At 74.4% G+C, this 22,684-nt stretch carries 16 protein-coding genes; 2 read left to right on the forward strand and 14 right to left on the reverse strand.

Going from position 1 to position 22,684, the window contains the following annotated elements:
- Positions 1 to 21: 21 nt before the first annotated feature.
- The 6 genes from IF30_RS0118380 to IF30_RS0118405 form a co-directional block, all read right to left on the reverse strand.
- Entirely contained in the window at positions 22 to 1,773 is a 1,752-nt protein-coding gene (locus IF30_RS0118380) for a cation acetate symporter (RefSeq protein ID WP_051710574.1), read from the reverse strand.
- 71 nt (positions 1,774 to 1,844) lie between these two features.
- Entirely contained in the window at positions 1,845 to 2,441 is a 597-nt protein-coding gene (locus tag IF30_RS49375) for a DUF485 domain-containing protein (protein WP_324605639.1), read from the reverse strand.
- Between the two features lie 125 nt (positions 2,442 to 2,566).
- Positions 2,567 to 3,259: a response regulator transcription factor gene (locus IF30_RS0118390; RefSeq protein WP_030239283.1), complete on the reverse strand. Its 693-nt coding sequence runs from the start codon at positions 3,257 to 3,259 to the stop codon at positions 2,567 to 2,569.
- Positions 3,256 to 4,452, reverse strand: a complete 1,197-nt coding sequence (locus tag IF30_RS0118395; protein WP_234322743.1) for a sensor histidine kinase — start codon at positions 4,450 to 4,452, stop codon at positions 3,256 to 3,258. The genes IF30_RS0118390 and IF30_RS0118395 overlap by 4 nt, the downstream gene beginning before the upstream one ends.
- 47 nt (positions 4,453 to 4,499) lie before the next feature.
- On the reverse strand, positions 4,500 to 4,985 hold the full coding sequence (locus IF30_RS0118400; RefSeq protein WP_030239288.1) for a CcdC protein domain-containing protein: 486 nt from the start codon (positions 4,983 to 4,985) through the stop codon (positions 4,500 to 4,502).
- Positions 4,986 to 5,141: 156 nt separating this feature from the next.
- Positions 5,142 to 7,253 (reverse strand): DNA gyrase/topoisomerase IV subunit B, encoded by a 2,112-nt coding sequence (locus IF30_RS0118405; protein ID WP_030239291.1) that lies wholly within the window; start codon positions 7,251 to 7,253, stop codon positions 5,142 to 5,144.
- 541 nt (positions 7,254 to 7,794) lie between these two features.
- On the opposite strand from IF30_RS0118405, the gene IF30_RS0118410 reads away from it, so the two are divergent.
- Positions 7,795 to 8,028 carry a DUF7455 domain-containing protein gene (locus tag IF30_RS0118410; protein WP_030239293.1) on the forward strand — a complete coding sequence of 78 codons (234 nt, stop codon included), beginning with the start codon at positions 7,795 to 7,797 and terminating at the stop codon, positions 8,026 to 8,028.
- Between the two features lie 262 nt (positions 8,029 to 8,290).
- Here the strand turns inward: IF30_RS0118410 and IF30_RS0118415 are convergent, their stop codons facing one another.
- The 7 genes from IF30_RS0118415 to IF30_RS0118455 form a co-directional block, all read right to left on the reverse strand.
- Complete coding sequence (locus IF30_RS0118415) at positions 8,291 to 9,169, reverse strand: S1 family peptidase (RefSeq protein ID WP_234322744.1); 879 nt, start codon at positions 9,167 to 9,169, stop codon at positions 8,291 to 8,293.
- A gap of 195 nt (positions 9,170 to 9,364) precedes the next feature.
- On the reverse strand, positions 9,365 to 11,008 hold the full coding sequence (locus IF30_RS0118420; RefSeq protein WP_030239297.1) for an RNA polymerase sigma factor: 1,644 nt from the start codon (positions 11,006 to 11,008) through the stop codon (positions 9,365 to 9,367).
- A 492-nt stretch (positions 11,009 to 11,500) separates the two neighbouring features.
- Positions 11,501 to 12,433, reverse strand: coding sequence for a FadR/GntR family transcriptional regulator (locus IF30_RS0118425; RefSeq protein ID WP_037900420.1), 933 nt, complete (start codon positions 12,431 to 12,433; stop codon positions 11,501 to 11,503).
- A gap of 140 nt (positions 12,434 to 12,573) precedes the next feature.
- Entirely contained in the window at positions 12,574 to 13,476 is a 903-nt protein-coding gene (locus tag IF30_RS0118430) for an ABC transporter permease (protein ID WP_030239301.1), read from the reverse strand.
- A gap of 3 nt (positions 13,477 to 13,479) precedes the next feature.
- A complete protein-coding gene (locus IF30_RS50245) occupies positions 13,480 to 15,138 on the reverse strand; it encodes an ATP-binding cassette domain-containing protein (RefSeq protein WP_051710555.1) in 1,659 nt (552 codons plus the stop codon).
- A 723-nt stretch (positions 15,139 to 15,861) separates the two neighbouring features.
- Positions 15,862 to 16,620 carry an NUDIX hydrolase gene (locus IF30_RS0118450; RefSeq protein ID WP_030239306.1) on the reverse strand — a complete coding sequence of 253 codons (759 nt, stop codon included), beginning with the start codon at positions 16,618 to 16,620 and terminating at the stop codon, positions 15,862 to 15,864.
- Between the two features lie 205 nt (positions 16,621 to 16,825).
- The gene (locus tag IF30_RS0118455) at positions 16,826 to 18,940 is read right to left on the reverse strand and encodes a glycogen debranching N-terminal domain-containing protein (RefSeq protein ID WP_234322748.1); all 2,115 of its coding nucleotides are present in this window, start codon (positions 18,938 to 18,940) and stop codon (positions 16,826 to 16,828) included.
- Between the two features lie 777 nt (positions 18,941 to 19,717).
- On the opposite strand from IF30_RS0118455, the gene IF30_RS0118460 reads away from it, so the two are divergent.
- Positions 19,718 to 21,031, forward strand: a complete 1,314-nt coding sequence (locus IF30_RS0118460) for an alpha/beta fold hydrolase (protein WP_030239311.1) — start codon at positions 19,718 to 19,720, stop codon at positions 21,029 to 21,031.
- 28 nt (positions 21,032 to 21,059) lie between these two features.
- Here IF30_RS0118460 and IF30_RS41650 read toward each other — a convergent pair whose 3' ends face one another.
- A complete protein-coding gene (locus IF30_RS41650) occupies positions 21,060 to 22,613 on the reverse strand; it encodes a DUF4192 domain-containing protein (RefSeq protein ID WP_051710557.1) in 1,554 nt (517 codons plus the stop codon).
- Between the last annotated feature and the right edge of the window lie 71 nt (positions 22,614 to 22,684).

Below are 22,684 nucleotides of genomic sequence, written 5' to 3' on the forward strand. Positions count from 1 at the left end.
GGGTTCCCCGGGCGCGGCGGCTCAGGCCGCGCCCGCACCGGTGAGGGCACGCACCTCCAGCTCGGCGAACCGGTCCGCGTCCGCGGGCTCGAGCGACGTGACCGTCCCGATCCAGCCCGCCAGGAAGCCGAGCGGGATGGAGACGATGCCGGGGTTCTCCAGCGGGAACCAGTGGAAGTCGACGCCGGGGAACAGTGCCACCTTGGAGCCGGAGACCACCGGGGAGAAGAGCACCAGCACGATCGCCGGGACCAGCCCGCCGTACACCGACCAGACCGCGCCGCGGACGGTGAACCGCGACCAGAACAGGCTGTACAGCAGCACCGGCAGGTTGGCGGAGGCGGCGACGGCGAAGGCCAGGCCGACCAGGAAGGCGACGTTCAGCTGCTGGGCGAAGAGGCTGATCACGATCGCCGCCGCGCCGATCCCGCCGGCGGCGAGCCGGGCGACGAGGACCTCCTGCTGCTCACCGGCCCCGGGCCCGGGCTCCTCCTCCGCCGACCGGGAGGCCGGAACGGCCTCGCCACGGCCGCGCCGCAGTCGGCCGCCTGCCGCCTGCTGTCCCCGGCCGCGCCGCCCCGGCTTCCGGGGCCGGTTGCGCCATGCGCCGGCCCAGATGTCGTGGGCGAACGCCGCCGACGAGGCCAGGGTCAGCCCGGCCACCACGGCGAGGATCGTGGCGAACGCGATCGCCGAGATCAGCGCGAACAGCACGACCCCGCCGGTGCTGCCGTTGCCGCCGCCGAGCACCAGGGCGAGCAGCGGGACGGCGGTGTTCCCCGCCGGGTTGGCGTGCCGCACCTCGGCCGAGCCGACCAGCGCGGTCGCACCGAGGCCGAGCGCGATGGCCATCAGGTAGAAGCCGCCGACCAGGCCGATCGCCCACATCGTGGAGCGGCGGGCGGCCCGCGCGGTGGGCACGGTGTAGAAGCGGGACAGGATGTGCGGCAGGCCGGCGGTGCCGAGCACCAGCGCGAGGCCGAGGCTGAAGAAGTCCAGCCGGCTGGTGAAGGTGGCGCCGTACTTGAGTCCGGGCTCCAGGTAGCGGTGCCCGGCGCCGCTGTGCTGGGCGGCCTGGCGCATCAGTTCGCCGAGGTCGCCGTGGAAGCGGACCACCAGCAGCACGGTGAGCAGCACCGAACCGGCGGTCAGCAGGAAGGCCTTGATGATCTGGATCCACGTGGTGGCCCGCATCCCGCCGATCGTCACGTAGACCACCATCAGGGCGCCGACCGCGATGATCGTCCAGGTCCGGGCGTGCGGGCTGTCCGTGCCGAGCAGCAGGGCGACCAGCGAGCCGGCGCCGACCATCTGGGCGACCAGGTAGAGCAGGGTGACGACGACGCTGGCACCGCCGGCGGCGGCGCGCACCTTGCGGCGGCGCAGCCGCAGCGCCAGCACGTCGGCGAGGGTGTACCGGCCGGCGTTGCGGACGAGTTCGGCGACCAGCATGAGCACGACCAGCCAGGCCACCAGGAAGCCGATGCTGTAGAGCACGCCGTCGTAGCCGTACAGGGCGATCAGCCCGGCGACGCCGAGGAAGGAGGCCGCGGAGAGGTAGTCGCCGGAGAGCGCGAAGCCGTTCTGGAGCGGGGTGAAGTCGCGGCCGCCGGCGTAGAAGTCCTCGGCGGCGTTGCCCTGGCGGCCGACCCAGAGGGTGATGCCGAGGGTGACCAGGACGACGACGGCGAACAGCACGATCGCGAGCGAGTGGTGGTCGCCGGTGGGGGCGACGGGGGGCGGGGTCGCGGTCGTCACGGCGGTCGCCGCCATGCTCGTCACCGCGTGCGTCGCCGCCGTCACCGCCGTCACCGCGTCGGTCGTCAGGGGGCTCGTCATGGCCGTCACCGCAGCTGGTCCTGGGTGTCCCAGCGCAGGCCCAGGGCGGCGCGGTCGCGCTTGGTCCGGGCGTTGCGGGCGTAGAGCCAGGTGAGCAGGAAGGTGGAGGCGAACTGCAGCAGGCCGAGCAGCCAGGCCACGTTGAGCGGGCCGGCCACCGGGGCGCGCATCAGGCCGGGCGCGGCGGCCTGGGCGGCCACGTACGTCAGGTACCAGCCGAGGAAGACGCCGGCGACCGGGAAGACGAACGACCGGTAGCTGCGGCGGATGTCCTGGAAGGCCGCGCTGGCCTGGACGGCCCGGTAGACCTCGGTGCTGTCGACGGCCTGAGGGGCGGGCGCGGCGGCCCGGGCCCCCGGGCCGGCCTGGACGTCGGCCTCCGGCGAGGCCGCTGCGGCCGGCGCCACCAGGTGCGGGGCCGTCGCGAGCGCCGGCTGGTCCGTCGGGGCGGGGTCCGTACGGGCGGGAGCGGGCTGCGCCGGTACCGCCGTTCGGCGGTGCGGGGGCGATGGCGGGGTGTCGGCGGGGGCGGCGGCAGCCGGAGCGGCCCACCAGTCGAAACGCTGCCCCTGCCCGGGACTGCTCGTCTGCTGCTGTGGCACTGCTGCTCCTGCGACGGCCGGACGTTCTGACCCGACCATGATGTCGGCCGCCGAACCGCGCCCCTGACCATCACAGACACCTTCACTCGATGAGGTGATCGATGATCCGACAGACGCTCATCGGACTACTGCTGCGTACCGGTGATTCCGTGTCGGAACGCGTATGCGACGGCCTGCGCCCGGTCCCGCACCGCGGTTTTGGCGAACAGGTTGTTGATGTGGGTCTTCACGGTGGCCTGGCTGACGAACAGCCGCCGGGCGATCTCGGCGTTGGAGAGCCCCTCCGCGATCAGTCCGAGCACCTCGGCCTCCCGGACGGTCAGCCCGTCGGGCAGCTCCCCCGGCCGGACGGCAGGCCGTTCGGCCATCGGCATCGACCGCCCCGGGGGCTCCGACAGCCGCTCCAGCAAACGGAGTTGGACCTGCGGGGAGAGCCCGGCCGCACCCGCCCGCACGTCCGCGACGGCCCGGGCGATCTCCTCCGCGCCGGCGTCCTTGGTGAGGTAGCCGCGCGCCCCGGCCCGCAGCGCCGGGAACAGCGAGTCGTCGTCGGCGTAGGTGGTCAGCACCACGACTTCGGTCTCCGGGTGCGCGGCCCGGATCCGCCTGGTCGCCTCGACGCCGTCGCAGCGCGGCATCCGCAGGTCCATCAGCACCACGTCCGGGTGATGACGCTCCACCAGGGCGACGGCTTCCTCCCCGTCGCCCGCCGCGCCGACCACCTCGATGCCGGGCAGCAGCCCCAGCAGCATCACGATGCCCTCGCGCACCACCGTCTGGTCGTCCGCCACCAGCACCCTGGTAACCGCTCCCGTCATGCCGGCACCCGCAGCAGCACGCGCCACCCTCCGTCCTCCGGTCCCGCCAGCAGCGTGCCGCCCAGCAGTTCCGCACGTTCGCGCATTCCCAGCAGACCGTACCCGCTGCCGCTCGCCGCCAGCTCCGCCGGCGCCGACTCCCCCGCGGACCGGCCGCGCGGCGCCCGGCGGTCGCGCACCTCCAGCTCCACCTCCCCGTCCAGGTACCGCAGTTCGACGGCGAACCGGGCACCCGGCGCATGCTTCCGGACGTTGGTCACCGCCTCCTGGGCGGTGCGCCGCACGGCGAGGCCGGCCTCGGCGGCCAGCGGCCGGGGCGTGCCGGTGACGGTGAGCACGGCCCGCTCCCGCTCGGTCAGTTCCACCAGGAACTCCCCGACCGGGGTCAGCTCCCCGCGCAGCGCGGACAGCGCCTGCCGGGTCTCGGCCAGCCCGTCCTGCGCCATCCGCCGGGCTGCGACGACCCGTTCGCGGATCTGCTCCCGCTCCGTTCCGGCGTCCAGCATCAGCCGGGCCGCCTCCAGGTGGACCAGCTGAGCGGAGAGGCTGTGGGCGAGCACGTCGTGGATCTCCCGGGCGATCCGGGCCCGTTCGGCGAGCGCCGCGCTCTCCGCCTCGGCCGCGCGGGCGGCGCGCTCCTGGGCGAGCAGCCGGCGGGCGGTGCCGCGCGCCTCGATGTCCAGCCGCAGCAGGAAGCCGAGCAGGGTGGCCCCGCCGATGGTGGCGGCGTTGCTGAGCCAGCTCGACCAGCCGGCCGCGGTGTACGAGCCCAGCGCAGCGGCGGCGGTGAGCAGCGCGGGCGCGACCGGCAGGCGCACCAGGGCCGTGACGGCCAGCCCGATCCAGAGCGTGTCGGCGAGCGTGTAGGCCTGCCCCCGGTTGGCCAGCCAGGCGGCGCCGACCAGGGCCCCGGCCAGCAGGTAGGTGGCTGCGGGGCGCTGCGCCCTGCTGGCCTGGAAGTAGGCGGCGCAGAGCAGAACGGCCCCGGCCAGCCCGGCCGCCGCGACCGCCGCCGCCCAGCCGCTCTGCTTGCCGCCGGAGAAGGTCGCCCAGCCGACGACGGCCATCAGGACGATCCGGCCGAGCCCGGTCAGGACCCGCCGCGGTCGGCTCTCGGCCTCGCGCTCCAGCCCCTCCCGGGACGGCCAGCGGGTCCAGTACCACCCGGCCACGGGTGCCTCCTCGGTGCTCACGGCGGTCTGGGTCGGTTCAGCGGCGTGGATCAGAGCGGCGGTGCGGATCAGTGCAGCAGGGCGGTGTTCCGCGCGGGCTCCAGCATCCGGGCCCTCCAGTTCACCACGAGCGAGCGGACCAGCAGCATGACCGCCATGCCGAGCATCAGCGCGCTGCCCGCCTGGTGGACGTGCAGGGCCGTGCCGAGGCCGTACAGGCCGGCCCGGATGGCGATCATCCCGCCCCAGGCGGCCATCGTGGCCGTGGTGCCCTTGGCCAGGACGGTGCCGTCGGCGTCCCGCCAGAGCCGCACGGTCCAGCCCCAGACGGAGCCCATGGCGAGCACCGTGACCAGGCCGGCGGCCAGCAGGGCGGTCGAGACCACGGTGTGCCGGTGGTCGATGATCTGCGGGTCGCGCAGCGCGAGCACGCCCAGGATCAGCGGCAGCAGCCAGAAGCGGCGCTCGGAGTCCAGACGCTGGACGCGCATCTGGCGCTGGGCCACCAGGACCGCCACCGCGACGATCACGAGGAGGTTGGCGAGGGCACTCATGGGAGTTTCTCCGTCCCGACGGAAGGGCTTCCACTGACCTCTCCGACGCTACGGACCGGGCCGTTCCCGCTGATCGGAGCCGGGGTGGACCTCGGGTGGAACACGAACGCGAGGGCCCTCCACCCCTGGGTGGAGGGCCCGGCCGGACGGGGCGCGTCAGGCGTCGATGCGGGAGCGGTCCAGGGTGGCCGCCGAGTCGACGATGAACTCCTTGCGCGGCGCCACGTCGTTGCCCATCAGCAGGTCGAAGACCTTCTCGGCCTGCTCCAGGTCGCCCAGGTTGATCCGGCGCAGCGTGCGGTGGCGCGGATCCATGGTGGTCTCGGCCAGCTGGTCGGCGTCCATCTCGCCCAGACCCTTGTAACGCTGCACCGGATCCTTCCAGCGCAGCCCCTTGCGCTGGAACTCCAGCAGGGTGGAGCGCAGTTCGGAGTCGGAGTAGGTGTAGTGGTACTTCTCCTGGCCGCGCTTGGGGTTGGTGAGCTCGATCCGGTGCAGCGGCGGCACAGCGGCGAAGACCCGGCCCTGCTCGACCATCGGCCGCATGTAGCGGTGGAAGAGGGTCAGCAGCAGGGTGCGGATGTGAGAGCCGTCGACGTCGGCGTCGGCCATGAAGATGACGCGGCCGTACCGGGCCTGGTCGATGTCGAACGTGCGGCCCGAACCGGCCCCTATCACCTGGATGATCGCGGCGCACTCGGCGTTCTTGAGCATGTCGCTCACCGAGGCCTTCTGCACGTTGAGGATCTTGCCGCGGATCGGCAGCAGCGCCTGGAACTCGGAGTTGCGGGCGAGCTTGGCGGTGCCGAGCGCGGAGTCCCCCTCGACGATGAACAGTTCGCTGCGGTCGACGTCGTCGCTGCGGCAGTCGGCCAGCTTCGCGGGCAGAGAGCTGGTCTCCAGCGCGGTCTTGCGGCGCTGGGCCTCCTTGTGCTGGCGCGCGGCGACCCGGGTGCGGGCGGCCGCGACGACCTTCTCCAGCACGGCCCGGGCCTGGAGCTTCTGGTCCTTCTTGGCCGAGGTGAGGAAGGCCTTGAGCTCCTTGGCGACGACGGCGGCGACGATCCGGTTGGCCGCGGAGGTGCCGAGCACCTCCTTGGTCTGGCCCTCGAACTGCGGCTCGGCGAGCCGGACGGTGACCACCGCGGTGAGGCCCTCGGTGGCGTCGTCCTTGGTGATGTCGTCCTCGGCGACGCGCAGCAGCTTGGCCGCCCGCAGCGCCTCGTTGACGGTCTTGGCCAGCGAGCGCTCGAAGCCGGTGACGTGGGTGCCGCCCTTGGGAGTGGCGATGATGTTGACGAAGGAGCGCAGCGTGGTGTCGTAACCGGTGCCCCAGCGCAGCGCGATGTCCACGCCGAGGGTGCGGGTGACCTCGGTGGGAGTCATGTGGCCGAGGTCGTCCAGGACCGGCACCGTCTCCTTGAAGGTGCCCTCCCCGCGCAGCCGCAGCACGTCGCAGACCGGCTTGTCGGGGGCCAGGAACTCGCAGAACTCGGCGACGCCGCCGTCGTAGTGGAAGACCGACTCCTCGATCTTGTCGCTCTCGGTGAGCCGCTCGTCACGCACCACGATGGTCAGGCCGGGCACGAGGAAGGCGGTCTGCCGGGCGCGGTTGTGCAGCGTCTCCAGGGAGAGCTTGGCGTCCTTGAGGAAGATCTGCCGGTCGGCCCAGTAGCGGATCCGGGTGCCGGTACGGGTCTTCGGCACCTTCCGGGTCCTGACCAGACCGTTGGCGGGCTGGAAGGCCGCGTCCGGGCTGGTCTCCGCGAAGGTGCCGGGGGTGCCGCGGCGGAAGCTGATCGCGTGGGTGTGGCCGGAGCGGTCGACCTCGACGTCGAGCCGGGCGGAGAGCGCGTTGACGACCGAGGCGCCGACGCCGTGCAGACCGCCGGAGGCCGCGTAGGAGCCGCCGCCGAACTTGCCGCCGGCGTGCAGCTTGGTCATCACGACCTCCACGCCGGACAGCCCGGTCTTGGGCTCGACGTCGACCGGGATGCCGCGGCCGTTGTCGCGGACCTCGACCGAGGAGTCCGGGTGCAGCACGACCTCGATGCGGTCGCCGTAGCCGCCCAGCGCCTCGTCGACCGAGTTGTCGATGATCTCCCAGAGGCAGTGCATCAGCCCGCGGCTGTCGGTGGAGCCGATGTACATGCCGGGGCGCTTACGGACCGCCTCCAGCCCCTCCAGGACGAGCAGGTGCCGCGCGGTGTAGTTGGAACCGTCGTCGCCGGCCAGCAGCGCGGACGGCACGGTCGTTTCGGCACTCACGCGGCACTCTCCTCGGTGAAGTTCTTGTCTCATCGGTCACATCCGGACGGATCCGGACCAAACGCCAGTGCAGCACGCCGCACCGACATCCGTCGCTCTGTGTGCGCGCACCCCTCCTGCGGGTGCGCAGCAAGACGGCCCGGGCCCGCGCAGCTTGTACGCGCTGCGCGAACAAGCGCCGCACCCGGGTCTGGGCCGCGGGGGCACCATCTCCTCCCGGTAGCACCGGTCCTGGCGGATCGTGGGGCCCGCCACAGGCTCCGGAACTGCCGTTATGCAGGCTACCGGGGCCCGGGACGGGGCTTATGCTCCAACCCGGCAGAGGATTATGCTACGCGGACCTCGCACCCGATCCCGATCGGACGTTCGAGCGACGGGCGGATCCCGGGAATGTCGGTACGCATGAACCACCGAGCCCCGGGGCACGTCCTCATCAACACAGCAGAATCCTCAGAGAAGAAAAGCCACGAGCGGGAACGTTTTCGGCCTGGTTGGATGTTGACCCTGGTACGACAGCTCGTCGAGCTAGAGAAGAGGCGACGTGACTACTGTTCTGACACCTGCGAGCCCGCTGACCGCGGCTGACCGCTGCGACCGCTGCGGCGCCCAGGCCTACCTGCGCGTCGTACTCGCCAGCGGCGGAGAGCTGCTCTTCTGCGCCCACCACGGCCGGAAGTTCGAGCCCGAGCTCAAGAAGATCGCCGTCGAGATACAGGACGAGAGCGGCCGTCTCGGCGCCACCACGGCCGCAACGGCCACCGACGACGACCGCTGATCGCGGGCGTCGCCACCAGCAGCCAGCGTCGCGCTGTGTCCGGCCGCGCACCCAGTGCGACCGGTGAGCCGGGCGACCGACCCCCTCGGGGGCGGTCGCCCGGCTCTGCTGTTCTCCGAGCCGTTCCCCAGACCTTCCCCGATCAGCCCTCCGGACCGCTCCTGGAACGGTTCTCCCGTGTTCGCGTTCATCCGTGTCGGGCCGCTCCGGTTCCACCCGACGCGACGTCAGAACGTGATCGCGCCCTCACTCGGTGCGACGATCAGAGCACCGAGCGCACCGCGTCCGCGACCGAGGACAGCCGCGTGTAGACGCCCGGGTGGGCCGCCTCGGCGCAGCCCGTCCCCCAGGACACCAGGCCGACCAGCCGCCCGCCGACGATCAGCGGACCGCCGCTGTCGCCCTGGCAGGCGTCCTTGCCACCCTTCTCCTCGCCCGCGCAGACCATCCCCCGCGCGTCGAACTTGCCGTCCTGCCCGCCCGGATAGGCGTGCGCACAGGTCTGGTCCGGGACGATCGGCACCTCCACGCCGCGCAGCACGGGCGAGTAGTCGCCCCGGCCGGTGGTGTCACCCCAGCCGAACACCTGGGCCCTGGTGTCGGCCGCGTACGGCGCGGTCTCGCCCTGGCCGATCAGCTCGACCACCGGCCGGGAGTCCTGGGGCTGGGCGAGGGTGAGCACCGCGACGTCGTTCATGTTGGCGGTGAAGGAGTAGTCGGGGTGGATCCAGACCGACTGCACCGCCACCTCCCGGCCGGCCGTGCCGCGCAGGTCGTCCCGGCCGACGATGGCCTTGAGGCCCGGCCGGTCCACCCGGCCCTTGGCCTCGTCGTAGAAGCAGTGCGCGGCCGTCACCACCTTGGTCGGACCGACCAGTGCGCCCCCGCAGAACTGGCCGGAGCGGCCGCTGCCGAACTGCTGGCGACTGGACAGCGCCACGATCCACGGGTGCTCCGCCGTACTCGCGGCGTCGCCCCCGACCACCCGGCGCTGCGCTTCGGCCGGCGCCGCCGCCCCGAGGGCGACCACCGGGACGGGGACGGCGGCGAGCAGCGCCAGCAGGGCGGCGCGGCATCGGCCGTGGGCCGCCCGGGACGCGGTGGGGGTCGGCAGGTCAGTGCGGTCCGGCTCGGTCGGCACCGTGACTCCAGAAGGCTCGGCAGCAGGCAACCGGCACAGCGTAGGTGACCGGCTACACTGCGCGACCACATACCGACGCGCCGCCACCCGGACGAGCGACAACCGCCACCCGTACGCTGACGCGCCCGGGCCCGGACAGGCCTGAAGGCCCGGAGCCGTGCGGCTCCGGGCCTTCAGGTGGGGTACTGCTGCCGATCAGTCCAGGTAGTCGCGCAGCACCTGGGAGCGCGACGGGTGGCGCAGCTTCGACATGGTCTTCGACTCGATCTGGCGGATGCGCTCACGGGTGACCCCGTACACCTTGCCGATCTCGTCGAGCGTCTTCGGCTGGCCGTCGGTCAGACCGAAGCGCATCGAGACCACGCCGGCCTCGCGCTCGGACAGGGTGTCCAGCACCGAGTGCAGCTGCTCCTGGAGCAGGGTGAAGGAGACCGCGTCGGCCGGGACGACCGCCTCGGAGTCCTCGATCAGGTCACCGAACTCGCTGTCGCCGTCCTCGCCCAGGGGGGTGTGCAGCGAGATCGGCTCACGGCCGTACTTCTGGACCTCGATGACCTTCTCGGGGGTCATGTCGAGTTCCTTGGCCAGCTCCTCCGGAGTGGGCTCGCGGCCCAGGTCCTGGAGCATCTGGCGCTGGACGCGGGCCAGCTTGTTGATGACCTCGACCATGTGCACCGGGATGCGGATGGTGCGGGCCTGGTCGGCCATGGCGCGGGTGATCGCCTGGCGGATCCACCAGGTGGCGTAGGTCGAGAACTTGTAGCCCTTGGTGTAGTCGAACTTCTCGACCGCACGGATCAGACCCAGGTTGCCCTCCTGGATCAGGTCCAGGAAGAGCATGCCGCGACCGGTGTAGCGCTTGGCCAGCGAGACCACCAGACGGAGGTTGGCCTCCAGCAGGTGGTTCTTGGCCCGGCGGCCGTCCTCGGCGATGATCTCCAGCTCGCGCTTGAGCTTGGGGGCGAGCTTGTCGGCGGCCGAGAGCTTGTCCTCGGCGAACAGGCCGGCCTCGATGCGCTTGGCGAGCTCGACCTCCTGCTCGGCGTTGAGCAGCGGGACCTTGCCGATCTGCTTCAGGTAGTCCTTGACCGGGTCGGCGGTGGCACCGGCGACGGCGACCTGCTGGGCCGGCGCGTCATCCTCGTCGTCGTCGGAGAGGACGAAGCCCTCCGACTCCTCCTCCGGGCCCTCGGCCTCGGCCTTGTCGGCCGGCAGGGCCACCTCTTCGAGCAGCTCCTCCTCGCCGAGCAGCTCCTCCTCGCCCTTGCCGCCCTTGGTGGCAGCGGTCTTCTTGGCCGCGGTCTTCTTGGCCGGTGCGGCGGTCTTCTTGGCCGCGGCCTTCTTGGCCGGCGCGGCCTTCTTCGCCGGAGCCGCCTTCGCACCGGCGACCGCGACGGATGCCGCCTCGACGGTGATCTCGGCGGAGACGGTGGGGGCCGGGGCCGCGGCGGCGGCCGCGACGGCCGGAGCCGCGACGGGGGCGCCCGGGGCGATCCGCACGGGCGGCTTGGTCGGGGCCGACGGGGCGGCCGGGGTCCGGGTGGTGACAGCCTTGGTGGCGGTGCGCTTGGTGGGGCTCTTGGCAGCAACGCTCTTGCGCTTGGCGCCGGCCGGTTCGGCCGCGCTGACCATGAGGTCCACCCCCTCCTCAATCAGCACCTGGTTGAGGCTGCGCATGACGTTCTTCCACTTGGTGACCGGGATCTGGTCCGCCTCGAACGCCTGGCGCACGTCGTCACCGGCGATCTGCCCCTGGGCCTTGCCCCGCTCGATGAGCGCCAGCAGAGCCGCGGACTCGGCGATCTCGGGGGGAAGCGAACGGGATGTGCTGGCCGACACGAACAACCTCTCGGACGATGAGTGGACTCGAACCCGTACCGGCCGCCCGAGCGGGCGGGGAAGGAAATCGCGCGTCAGGCGCGCGGTGTCGATTCCGACCGACTCGGGCTTGAGGACTGGGTTTGCAGGACGGCAGCAGCGCCGCGGACCAACACAGCATTCTGACATGTTGGAGTATTCCGGAGCTGCTCCCGCTCAGGAGACATCGCTGCTACTCGTCAAGTGTTACGCATGGCCTTCGTGTCGCGGGTCACACCGCAATGCGCCCGCGGCCACCAGGCCGGAGTCCATCATCGCGCACTCGCACCGAAACGTTTTGTCATGGCCTTGAAGGGCCCCGGAAGACGGGCCCGGGTCTCCTCGCCGCTGGGAGCCCGGTCCTCGGAGGGGCGCACACACGGAGGCCCCCCGACTGCGCCGCACGGCGCGGCCGGGGGGCCTGGCGGAGCGGACCGCCGGGGTCCGGCGCCTCCGCTCGACGGGACAGCCCGTTCAGTGCTCCCGGGGCGCGGGGACGGACGGCTCGATCTCGGGGTGGACGGTGAGCAGCGCCCGCACCGCGACCTCGGCCGCCGCGCCGTCGCCGGCGCCCAGCGCGTCCACCAGCCGGGCGTGCAGGCCGACCGAGGACTCGGAGGGGCGCTCGCAGGAGATCGCCGGGCCGCCGGAGACCTGCAGCGCGCAGGCGACGATCGCGGACAGGTGCTCCAGCATCCGGTTGCCGGCCAGCTGCAGGATCAGGCCGTGCAGTTCGGCGTCGGCCCGGGTGTAGGTCGACAGGTCGGCCTGGGCGGCGGCGTGGCCCATGATCTCGACCAGCTCGACCAGCCGCTGCTGCACGTCCTCGCGGCCGTGACCGGCGGCGAGCCGGGCGGCCAGCGGGTCGATCGACCAGCGGAGCTCGAACAGCTCCCGGCGCTGCTCGTCCCGCTGCGGACCGAAGGCGCGCCACTCGATGATGTCCGGGTCCAGCAGGTTCCAGTCGCTGACCGGGCGGACCCGGGTGCCGACGTTCGGCCGGGCGCTGACCAGGCCCTTGGCCTCCAGCACGCGCAGCGACTCGCGGACGACGGTCCGGGACACCTCGAACCGCTGGCCGATCTCCTCCGGGACCAGCGGGCGGTCGGCGCCGAGGTCGCCGGAGACGATCATCTGGCCGAGCTGCTGGACGAGCTGGCCGTGCAGACCGCGGCCGCGGCTGCTGGTGGTCTTGCGGCCGACCCGGGAGATCTCGGACTCGGCGCCCTCCCAGCGGGGCGCCGGCGGGGTCGGCCGGTCGGCGTACGAGAAGCGGTCCAGGTCGCCGGAGCCGTGGATGGGCCCTTCGGCAGAACGGGCGGGGGTCATGGTGGGGTGCGCAAGGGTACTCACGCCTCCTTTGTCGGCGATCGGGAGGCGTGGCTTGAGAATTCTCGTGAAAAGCACACGAAAGGGTGATCGGCCGTGACTGGATAATTGACTTCTTATCAGGAAGAACCGCTCATTACGGTCACTGCTGGTCGATCTTGGTGGTTCAGGGCAGCCAGCGCCCCCGCGCGGCCCCTCCCGGGCCCCACGGCGGCCCGCTACAACGCTCGGCGGCGGGCCTGGACGAGCAGCGCGACGAGCAGCAGCACGGCCGCGGGCGCCGCGATCGCCGCGAGCAGCGCCGGATCCGTCAGCGCCGCGCTCCCGGCCGCCCCGTTCGCACCGCCGTACACCCAGCCGTAGGCCCACTCGATGCCGGACTGGAACGGCAGCAGTTCGGCCGCACGGGTCGGCCACGGCCGCCCGGTGTGACGCAGCAGCAACGCGACGCCGGACTCCAGGAGCGGCGGCAGCGCGCACAGCAGCAGCAGGCCGGCGGCGGCACTGCGGGTCAGCGACGCCGTCAGCACCCCCGTCCAGGCGGCCGCGACCGTCAGCAGGACGAACGCCAGCAGCGCGGCCGGCACGCCGTGGCCGGCCACCAACGCCAGCGGCGCGAAGACACCCGGCAGGTCGGACAGACCGGACCAGCCGGCGGCGGTCAGCGCCTCCGACACCCGGGCCGACAGCCCCGCGGGCTCCGCCCAGGCCGCCACCGTGACGCCGCCCGGCAACGCCAGGTGCACGGCCACCGTGTCGAACAACAGCGTGGCCAGCGCCAGCAGCGCCGCCACGGGGCCCACCACCAGCAGCTTGGCCAGCAGCAGCCGCACCCGGCGCGGGTACGACACCAGTGAGGCCGGCAGCCCCGGGTGGCGCACCTCGTGCCCGTACGACAGCGCGCCCAGCACCCCGGCTCCGAGGGCCGCGAACGGCAGCGGGATCAGCGGGACGGCGGCGGTCAGCAACCGCACGCACGCCGGGGCGGACAGCGGACCGTCCGGAGCCTGGCTCGCCAGGGCGGCGGCCACGACGGTGTCGCCGAGCAGCACGGCGGCGATCAGCAGCCAGGTGGAATGCAGGCCGCGCAGACGGCGCAGCTCGTAGGCCAGGACACGCACGGTTCACTCGCTCCGGTGGTCGTCGGGGGTGGCGCAGGCCGGGGCGCCGGTCGCGCCGGAGGTGAAGCGACGCAGACGGACGGTGTCGTCTGCGAGCAGGTCGCTGTTCTCCCGGCAGCCCGGCGTCCTGGCCCGGGCGGCCCCCTCGGACGGACGGGGGTCGTCGCGGAAGAGCCGCTCGACGGCGACGGTGGGGACCGGCCCGGTCCGGCCGGCTCGCTCGACGAAACCGGTGCCGGGCTCGGCTTGCTCGCGCTGCTCGGCGGCCCGCGGCGCCGGAGCGCCGAGGACCGGGAGGGCGGCGGCGGTCACGGCGACGGGCAGCGCCCGGGCGGGCAGGGACACGTCGCCCCGGCGCCGCGGAGCGCGGCGCTGGCGGGCGGTGACGGCCTCGCTGTCGGACTTGCTGTCGGACTCGGGGGTGGTCGCGGGGGTGGTTCCGGGGACGGTCTCGGGGTCTGACCCGCACTCGGGCGCGGCCCCCGGTTTGGGCGTGGCCCCGGGCTCGGTGAGGGGCGCAGGAAGAACCGCCGGGGCGGTCGCAGGAATGAGCGCAGCGCCCGGCTTGGCTGCTGGCTTCGCAGTGGCTTCGGCCGCGGGGTTGGCCGCGGGCTTGGCGGCGGCCGCGTCACCGCGGGTGGCCGGGGCTTCGGCCGGGGCGGGCAGCCGGACGGCCCCGGAGGTGGTCTCCACCGCGGGCTCAGGGGCCGGTTCGGCCTCGGGCGCCGGGCGGACCCTGAGGTGGCCGGAGCGGCCCGAGGCGGCCGGCAGGACGACCCGGGGCGCCGGCTGCTCGACCACCCGGTCGGCCAGCTCGTGCAGCAGGATGCCGTGGCGGTAGGCGAGTTCGCCGATCTCGGTACGGTCGATGCCGGCCACCGCGAGACCGACGCTGCCGTCCCGCCGGACGTCGGCGCCCTGACTGACCAGCAGGTCCGCCAACCGCGCCATCTGCGGCCCTCGGACGGCCACTTCTGGGCTGAGCCTGGTCCGGCGGAACTCCACGACCGGCTGATCGGCCACCAGGCGGCCCCGGTCCAGGGTGACGACCCGGTCCGCGAGCTGCGAGGCCTCCTGCGCGGTGCGGGTGGTCGCCAGGACCGTCCCGCCGGCGACGGCGAAGGACCGCAGGAAGGCGTGGAACCACTCGACGTTGCGTGGCGACAGCCCCTCGGTCGGCGCGTCCAGCAGCAGCGTGCCGGGGTCACCGAGCAGGGCCGCGGCCAGGGCCAGGCGGCGGTGCATGCCGGGCGAGAAGGCACGCAGCCGCTGCCCGGCGACGGCCGCCAGCCGGGTCTGCTCCAGCAGTTCGTCGGCCCGCCGGGCCGGGACGCCGACGGCCGCCGCGAGCATCCGCAGGTGGCTCTGCGCCCGGTGACCCGGATGCCCGGCGACCGCGGCCGCGACGTCGCCCGGGCCGGGCAGCACCACGCCGACTTCGCGCTCGGGGCGACGGAGCCGCCGGTAGGGGCGACCGTCGAAGAGTGTGACGCCCTGGCCGCGTTCGAGTCCGAGCATCAACCGCAGCGCGGTGGACTTTCCCGCACCTTCGGCTCCGAGCAGCGCGGTCACCGTGCCTGGCCGGGCGTCGAAGGTCAGATCCAGGACCGCGGGCGGGGCGCCCTTGCGGTAGGTCTTGGTCAGTCCGGTGATCTGGATCATCGCTGGCTGCTCCCATGCCGTCGGCCGACCTGCTCGACGCGGAGCGGCCCCCAGAGGCGCCGGCGTGCGCCCGCACGACTCCGCGCCAGCACATTAGGGGGCGGCGACGGCTATTGCGGGCATTGCGGGAACGGCACGGGGCCGCCGACCGCCCGCCTCACCCGATCAGGGGAAAATCCGATCCTGCGATTCACGGGCCCGCCGTCGTGGGGCCACAGGGCGCGGGTGGGAGTCAGGCCCGTTCCCGACCGGTCGCTACCGGGCCGGCCAGTGCAACGGCGGGAGCTTCTCGTCGCCGCAGCCCGCCAGGGACTCCCCGACGGCTGCCTGGCCCTCGTCGGCGGCCAGGCCCGACTGCTCACGCTCAGCGGTGAGCCGCTCCTTGCGCGGCGGCGATCGACTCGGCCCCGGCCTGCGCGGTCTGCAGTGCGGCCGGCTCCTTCTCCGTGGGGGTGGTGGTCACGTCCAGGCTCTGCAGTCGGCGGTCGGACCCTCGATGAGGAAACGCTGGTGCACGCAGTCCTTGTGGGCCATCGCGGGACTCCCCGGGTCGCGGAGCCCTTCGGCCCGGCGGCCGAGGCTGGTCACCGACTCCCTGCGCCGGTGCCCCGGTGCGCTGGTGGACGCAGCCGGGTCGGGCCGTTCGGACGCCCGGGCCCGGACGCTCACTGGAAACCCCCAGGCCGCGCGGGCCCCGGAAAACCGCCGCACGTCCGGCGGGGCTCAGGACTCCGGACGAAGCATGGGCGGGTTGAGGTCAGTCGCTCCGCCCGCGGTGAACAGCTGCGCCGGACGACCGCCCTGACGGGTCGTCGTGCCCCCGGAGGGCAACAGGAAGCCGGGGGTGCCGGTGACCTTGCGGTGGAAGTTCCGAGGGTCCAGCACCACACCCCAGACCGCCTCGTAGACCCGGCGCAGCTCGCCGACGGTGAACTCGGTCGGGCAGAAGGCGGTGGCGAGGGAGGAGTACTCGATCTTGGAGCGGGCGCGTTCCACGCCGTCGGCGAGGATCAGCCCGTGGTCGAAGGCGAGCGGGACGCCGTCGACCGGGTTGTCGCCGAGGAGTTCGCCGACCGGGGCCCAGCGGGCACTGCTGGCGTCGCCGCCGGCCCGGGGCGTCGGCAGGTCGGGGGCGAGCACCAAGTAGGCGACGCTGACCACGCGCATTCGGGGGTCCCGCTGCGGATGGCCGTAGGTCGCGAGCTGCTCCAGGTGGGCACCGGCCGCACCGGCACCGATCGTGTCCTGGCCGGGGGCGGAGTGGGCGCGCAGGCCGGTCTCCTCGGCCAGCTCCCGGGACGCGGCCTCGGCCAGGCCCTCGTCGGGGCGCACGAAGCCGCCGGGCAGCGCCCAGTACCCCTGGAACGGCGGCTCGCCCCGTCTGACCAGCAGGGCGCAGAGCGAGTGATCGCGCACCGTCAGCACCACCAGGTCAACCGTGACAGCGAACGGGGGGAAGGCCGACGGATCGTAACGCGACATGACGACGATCATAGTCGTCTCTCTGACGATAAGCACAGGCCTGGATACAGGCCGACGCACCGGTCGGCGCGCTGGTGGACGGATCGGTCGGCGCACCGGCAGGCTCCGGTGAGCGCCAGGGCGGTGGCCGGCGCGCCGAGCACCGTTCGCGCACCCGCGGGCGGAGGCTCACCGGCTGGCGCCGCCGGAGCGGCGCCACCGCCGGTCAGCGGGCGACGAGCTGCAGGTCCGCCGACGCCTCCTCGACCATCGCCACGCCGATCCTGCTGACCCGGACCGAGAAGGGCTCGCCTGCCACCCGCAGTCCGGTCAGCTCCAGCTCGCCGAGCGGCGCGGTGCTGGCCGGGCGGACCAGGACCCGGCCGCCCGGGACGTCGGGGCGGACCCCGGCGAGGGCGAACACCGCGTGCACGGCACCGGCCGCGGAAACCGCCGCCGGGCGGCAGGCGGCCGGGTGCGGCACGGGCGGGCTGCCGGGGATGCGCTGCTCCCCCGCGTACATCTCCGGCAGCCGCCCCTCGAAGTGGGCGGCCGCGGCGAGCAGGCCCTCCAGCAGGGTGCCGGCCTCGTTCTCGTGGCCGGCTTCGGCCAACCCGGCGACCGCCAGCGCGGTCTCATGCACCCGGACCGCACCGCCACGGTGGCCGAGTGGGTTGAAGCGGGGGGACTTCACGCTCAGGGTGCGCAGGCCCCAGCCACTGTCCAGCTCGGGCGCGACCAGGCGCTGGGCGAACAGCCGGGTCTGCTCGCGGTCCAGCAGGCTCTCGTGCCGGCTGCCGTGGGCGGCGAGCCCGGTGTCCAGCAGATGTGCCAGCGAGGAGACGACGGCGGGCAGCGGCCGCCCACCCGGGGCCAGCCCTGCGGCGGGGCGACCGCCGGACAGGTCGTCGATCCAGAACCGGTCGCGGAAGCGCCCGCGCAGCCCGGCGGCCCAGCCCCGCCAGTCCTCCGCGCCGGGGCGGCCGAAGGCCTCCAGGAGCTCGGCGCCGTGCAGGGCGGCGCGGTGGGCCTGCGCCTGGACCTCGGCGCGGGCGGCGACCGGGTGGGCGGAGCGCTCCTCGACGGGGCGGCTGAGGTCGGTGACGAAGCCGTCGACCAGTCCCTCGCGCAGGGCGGCCAGGGCCCGCTCGGCGGCCGGCAGCAGCTCGGCCACCTCCACCACGGGCAGGCCCCAGCGCCAGGCCTCGGCCAGCACCGTGACGAACAGCAGGGTGGCCTCGGTGGCGGTGCAGGTGGGCGGCAGCTCCGGACCGCCGTGCCGCAGGGCGCCGGGCAGCAGGCCCCCGGTGCGGCCCGGGGCGGGGGCGAGCTGCTGACGGCGGGCCAGCGCCCGCAGGGTGCCGGCGGCCAGCCGGGTGCCCAGCGGGAGGGTCAGCCGGGCGGCCCAGAGCGCGTCGGCCGGCGCGAGGCCGAAGCGCCAGGGCGCGCCGGAGGCCGGGTAGAGGTCGGTGGGGCGGTCCGGGTCGGCGAACAGCAGGCCACCGAGCGCGTCCAGGGACCGGGAGACCAGCGGGGCGGCCCGGGGGTCGTCGCTGCGGACCTCCGGCTCGGACCACGGCAGCGGGACGCCGGTGCCGCGCCCGGCCGGGGGGCGGGGGCCGGTGGCGGCGCTCTCCAGCTCGGTGCGCAGCTCGACCGACCAGCGGGCGCCGGGCTGGACCTCCAGATCCCAGCGGAGCACCCCCGCGCCGGCCAGCACGGCGTGCGGGGAGGGCTTGGCGCTGACCACCGCGCTGTGCACGGGGCCCGTCCAGCGCAGCCCGGCGGACTGCACCTGGCCCGGCAGGTCGGCCGAGCGGTGTCCGACAGCGATCTCGGCGACCGGGCCGAGGTCGGTGCCGAGGGCGATCTCCAGGGGCAGCCTGGCGGGCCGCGGGCCGGTGTTGCGCACGACGACGGTCTCCACGCCGTCCGCGTGGCGCAGCCGCTCGACGGTGAGCGCAGGGTCCGGGTCGAGGTCGCCGGGGAGGCGGACGGCACCGAGGAAGCGCGCCTGGGCGGTGCTGGTCAGGGTGCCGTGGAGGGGGAGCGGCTCCATGCCGCCCAGCCGAAGCTCCATCCGGGCGAGCACCCGGACGCCGTTGCGGTAGAAGCCGTGCAGGCCGTGGCCGCGCAGTTGGCCGTCGGGGCCGGAGGCGGCCATCGCCGGGGCGTTGACGCAGATCACCGCGTGGTGGACGGCGGGGGGCTGGGGGCGCGGCGGGGCCGTGGGGCGGCCCGGGCCGACGGGCCCGGGGGGCGGCGCGACCTGGTCGAGGCGGCCGGCCGGTCTCGGCGCGCCGACCACGCTCTCGGCCGGCATGGCCTGTGGTGGCCTCATGGCGGTCACCGGACTCTCCTCCCCTCGGCGGTCCGGTGGCCGGGTCAGGCCGGTGGGCCGCGAGCATGCTCTATCGCGTGCTGTTGGTGCCGGGCCGGCGGGGTTTCCCGTCGGCGGGTGTGCCGTGTCTGGCCGTACCCGGGGGCGGGCCGTGCCATGCGGTGCCCGGTACCGGGCAGGTACCGGCGCACCGCGCCGTCTTGCCGGGGCCGCCATCGTGCCCGGGCCGCCGTCAGGCCGGCGTTCCGGCCTGTCAGTGGCCCCCTGCCTGCGGCCAGGGCCGACGGGCCGACCGGCCCGTGGGCGGCGACCGCTGCCTGTCCCGCACGTCGCCGTCGACCGCCGCCGACGCTCGGGGCGGCCGGGCTCCGTGCCACCGGGCGGCCCGCCGTCCGCGCGAGGGCCCCCGGGGTGAACGCCTCGCACCGCCGCCAGGTCACGCCCCGCCGTGCCCGGCGCCGCTCCGGCCCTGGCCCTGGCCCTGGCCCGCCGGGTGGTGGTGCCGCTTGTGCCGGAACGTCGTCGCAACGTCGCCGGGACCTCGCCGTGGGTCAGCCGCTGTCCGCGGCCGAGGCCCGGCTCGGGGCCGTTCCCGGCCGTCCCCTGCGTGGTTTCGGCCCGGTGCAGGCCGGTCTCCGCCGCCCGGACGGGTGGACGGGAACGGTCGAACCGGCGCTCGACGGCGCCAGGATACGGTGCGGTGGTCGCGGCCCCCGCACCCGGTGACCCCGTGAACCGCGACGCCATCGCTGTGACCAGCAGAGACCGAGGAGTTCCATGTCCACCGTCAGCCGGCTGCCCGGGATCGTCACGACCGATCACGTCTTCCAGGCCCCCCTCGACCACACCGCCCCGCGGGGCGAGCAGATCGAGGTCTACGCCCGCGAGGTGGTGGCGGCCGGCCGCGAGCGGGACGACCTGCCCTGGCTGGTCTTCCTCCAGGGCGGCCCTGGCGGCAAGGCTGCCCGTCCGCTCGGGCGGGACTCCTGGCTGGAGCGTGCCCTGGACGACTACCGGGTGCTCCTGCTCGACCAGCGCGGCACCGGGCGCTCCACTCCCGCGACCCGGCAGACCCTCGCCCGGCGCGGCGGCCCGCAGGAGCAGGCGGACTACCTGGCCCACTTCCGCGCGGACTCGATCGTCCGCGATGCCGAGCTGATCCGCACCCGGCTGCTCGGCGCCGACCGCCGCTGGAGCGTGCTCGGCCAGAGCTTCGGCGGCTTCTGCACCCTCACCTACCTCTCCATCGCCCCCGAAGGCCTGACCGAGGCCTTCATCACCGGTGGGCTGGCCGGCCTCGGCAGCTCGGCCGACGACGTCTACCGCGCCGCCTACCCGCGCGTGATCGGCAAGAACGAGGGCCACTACGCCCGGTTCCCGCAGGACGTCGAGGCAGTCCGGCGGATCGCCGCCCACCTCGCGGACTCCCCCGCGACCCTGCCCGACGGCGGCCTGCTCACCGTCGAGGCGTTCCAGGCCCTCGGGCTGCTGCTCGGTGGCGGCAGCGGCTCCGGCGTCCTGCACTACCTGCTGGAGGAGGCCTGGGTGGAGGGCGCCGCCGGGCCCGAGCTCTCCGACACCTTCCTTGCCGGCGCCCAGGCGCAGCTCTCCTTCGCGGGCGGCCCGCTGTACGCGGTGCTGCACGAGTCGATCTACGGCCAGCGGTCGGTGGACCAGGGTGGCACCGCCTGGTCGGCCCAGCGGATCCGCAAGGAGTTCCCGCAGTTCGACGCCCGGGCTGCGCTGGAGTCCGACGCGCCGGTGCTGTTCACCGGGGAGATGATCTACCCCTGGATGTTCGACACCGACCCGGCGCTGCGCCCGCTGAAGGAGACCGCGGAACTGCTCGCCGCCCGCACCGACTGGCCCGACCTGTACGACCGGGCACGGCTGGCCGCCAACAGCGTGCCGGTGGTGGCGGCGGTGTACCACGACGACATGTACGTGGACACCGCCGACTCGCTGGAGACCGCCCGCGCGGTGCGCGGCCTGCGGGCCTGGATCACCAACGAGTGGGAGCACGACGGGCTGCGGTCGAGCGGCGGCAAGGTGCTGGACCGCCTGATCAGGATGGCGCACGGCGAGGCGTAGCGGTCGGCGGGCCGGCGCGGCGGGCGGGTCAGCGCGCACGGCGGCCTCCTCTCTCCGCCCGCCGGGCGCCCCGGCAGCGGTGGAGGCCGCCTCCGGCGCGGGCGGCTGCGGGCACACACGCCGCCGTGCGGCCGAGTCGCAGGCCCCGGGCGGACCGCTCCCCGGCCACCCTGGCACCACCCTGCGCCCGGGACCGGCCCGGCGCCCGCAGCAGGGTGACCGCTGCGGGGCCGCTCGCGTCCGGCGCCGCGCCGCCCGGGCGCTCCGAGCCGCCCTCGGGGAGGGGGCCGGTCGGCGCCGAGGTGGGCGCCGGAGCAGGCGCCGGTGCCGACGCCGCGGGCGCCCCCTTCCGGCGGCCGCCGCGTCGACGCCGTCGTCCTCGGGAGCCCTGGACCGGCGGGTCGTCCGTCACCTCCGCCGCCGGGGCGGCGGGCGCCGGATCCGCCCCGCCGGCGGGCGGCGGCGGTTCGTCGGCCGGGGCCGGCGCGGGCACGCGCTCCTCGCGCCGCCGCCGCTGGGCTTCGACGGCAGCGAGCAGTGCCCCTGGCGTCATGCCGTCGTTCAGCGATTCGTAGAGCAGCTCGGCCAGCAGGTAGTCCGGGGCGAGTCGCAGCGCATGGCCCAGGACGACGCGGGCCGTGGCGGTGTCCCCGGCGACCCAGGAGGCCCAGGCGAGCAGGGTGAGGGGAGCCACCGAGCAGCCCTCGTAGGGCGGCACGGCGTGCCGGGCCAGGAAGCGCCAGAGCCGCTCGGCGGGAGCCAGCTCCGCGGGGCGGACGTACTCGACGCCGCGATCCCGGACGATCCGGTCCCGCAGGGCGAACAGCAGCCGGGCCGACCGGTCCGCGTCGAGCTCCCGGGCGCCGGCCGCGAACTCGGCGACGGCCTCGTCGAGCAGGGCGATGCCCTGCTCCCTGGAGACGGCGGCCGCACCCGCCTCGGCCCGGGCCAGCGCCTCGCGCCGCTCGGCGTCCTGCGGCGGACCGACCGGGACCAGGCCGCCGATGATCGCCTTCCGGCTGCCGCGCGGCACCAGGCCGGCGACCGTCGCCGCGGCGGCCGCCGGGCCCGGAGCGGGACCGCGACGGACCGGGTTGCCCGCAGGATCGCAGCAGCCGTCGCCGCGGCAGAGGAAGGACCACCAGCGGCCGTCCGAGACGCACAGCGACTCCTTGACCGCGACGCCCCGGCGCCCGAAGGCCGCCCGGAGGGCGTCCGCGAGTGGCCGCAGCCCGTCGACCACCGGCGGGACGTGTGCCGTGGCGGGATCCTGGCAGAGGTAGAGCAGCACCTGGAGCGGCCGGGGGCCGTGCCGTTCGGAGAGGGCCACCAGCAGGGCGGCCGCCTCCTCGGCAGCGGACGGCCACTGCTCGGGCGAGGCGGGGAGGTCCGCCCGGACCACCCCGCCCTGGTGCAGTTCGGGGCCCTGGAGACCGACCGCGACGATGCTGTCGTCGGGGTAGAACCCCAGGAGATAGGGCAGCAGCTCGGCCATGTCGGCCGGACCGCGCATGACGACCGGCCGGTGCTCGGAGGCCGGGCCGAGGGACAGGATGACGTGTTCGTTGTTCATCGCGTTCATGGCCGCAAGAGTGGGCGCAATCCGCGAGCGGCGCTGCAACGGCCTCTTTTTCTGTGGATAACTCGGCCCCT

The organism is Streptomyces sp. NRRL S-350, assembly GCF_000719705.1.
Taxonomy (GTDB): domain Bacteria; phylum Actinomycetota; class Actinomycetes; order Streptomycetales; family Streptomycetaceae; genus Kitasatospora.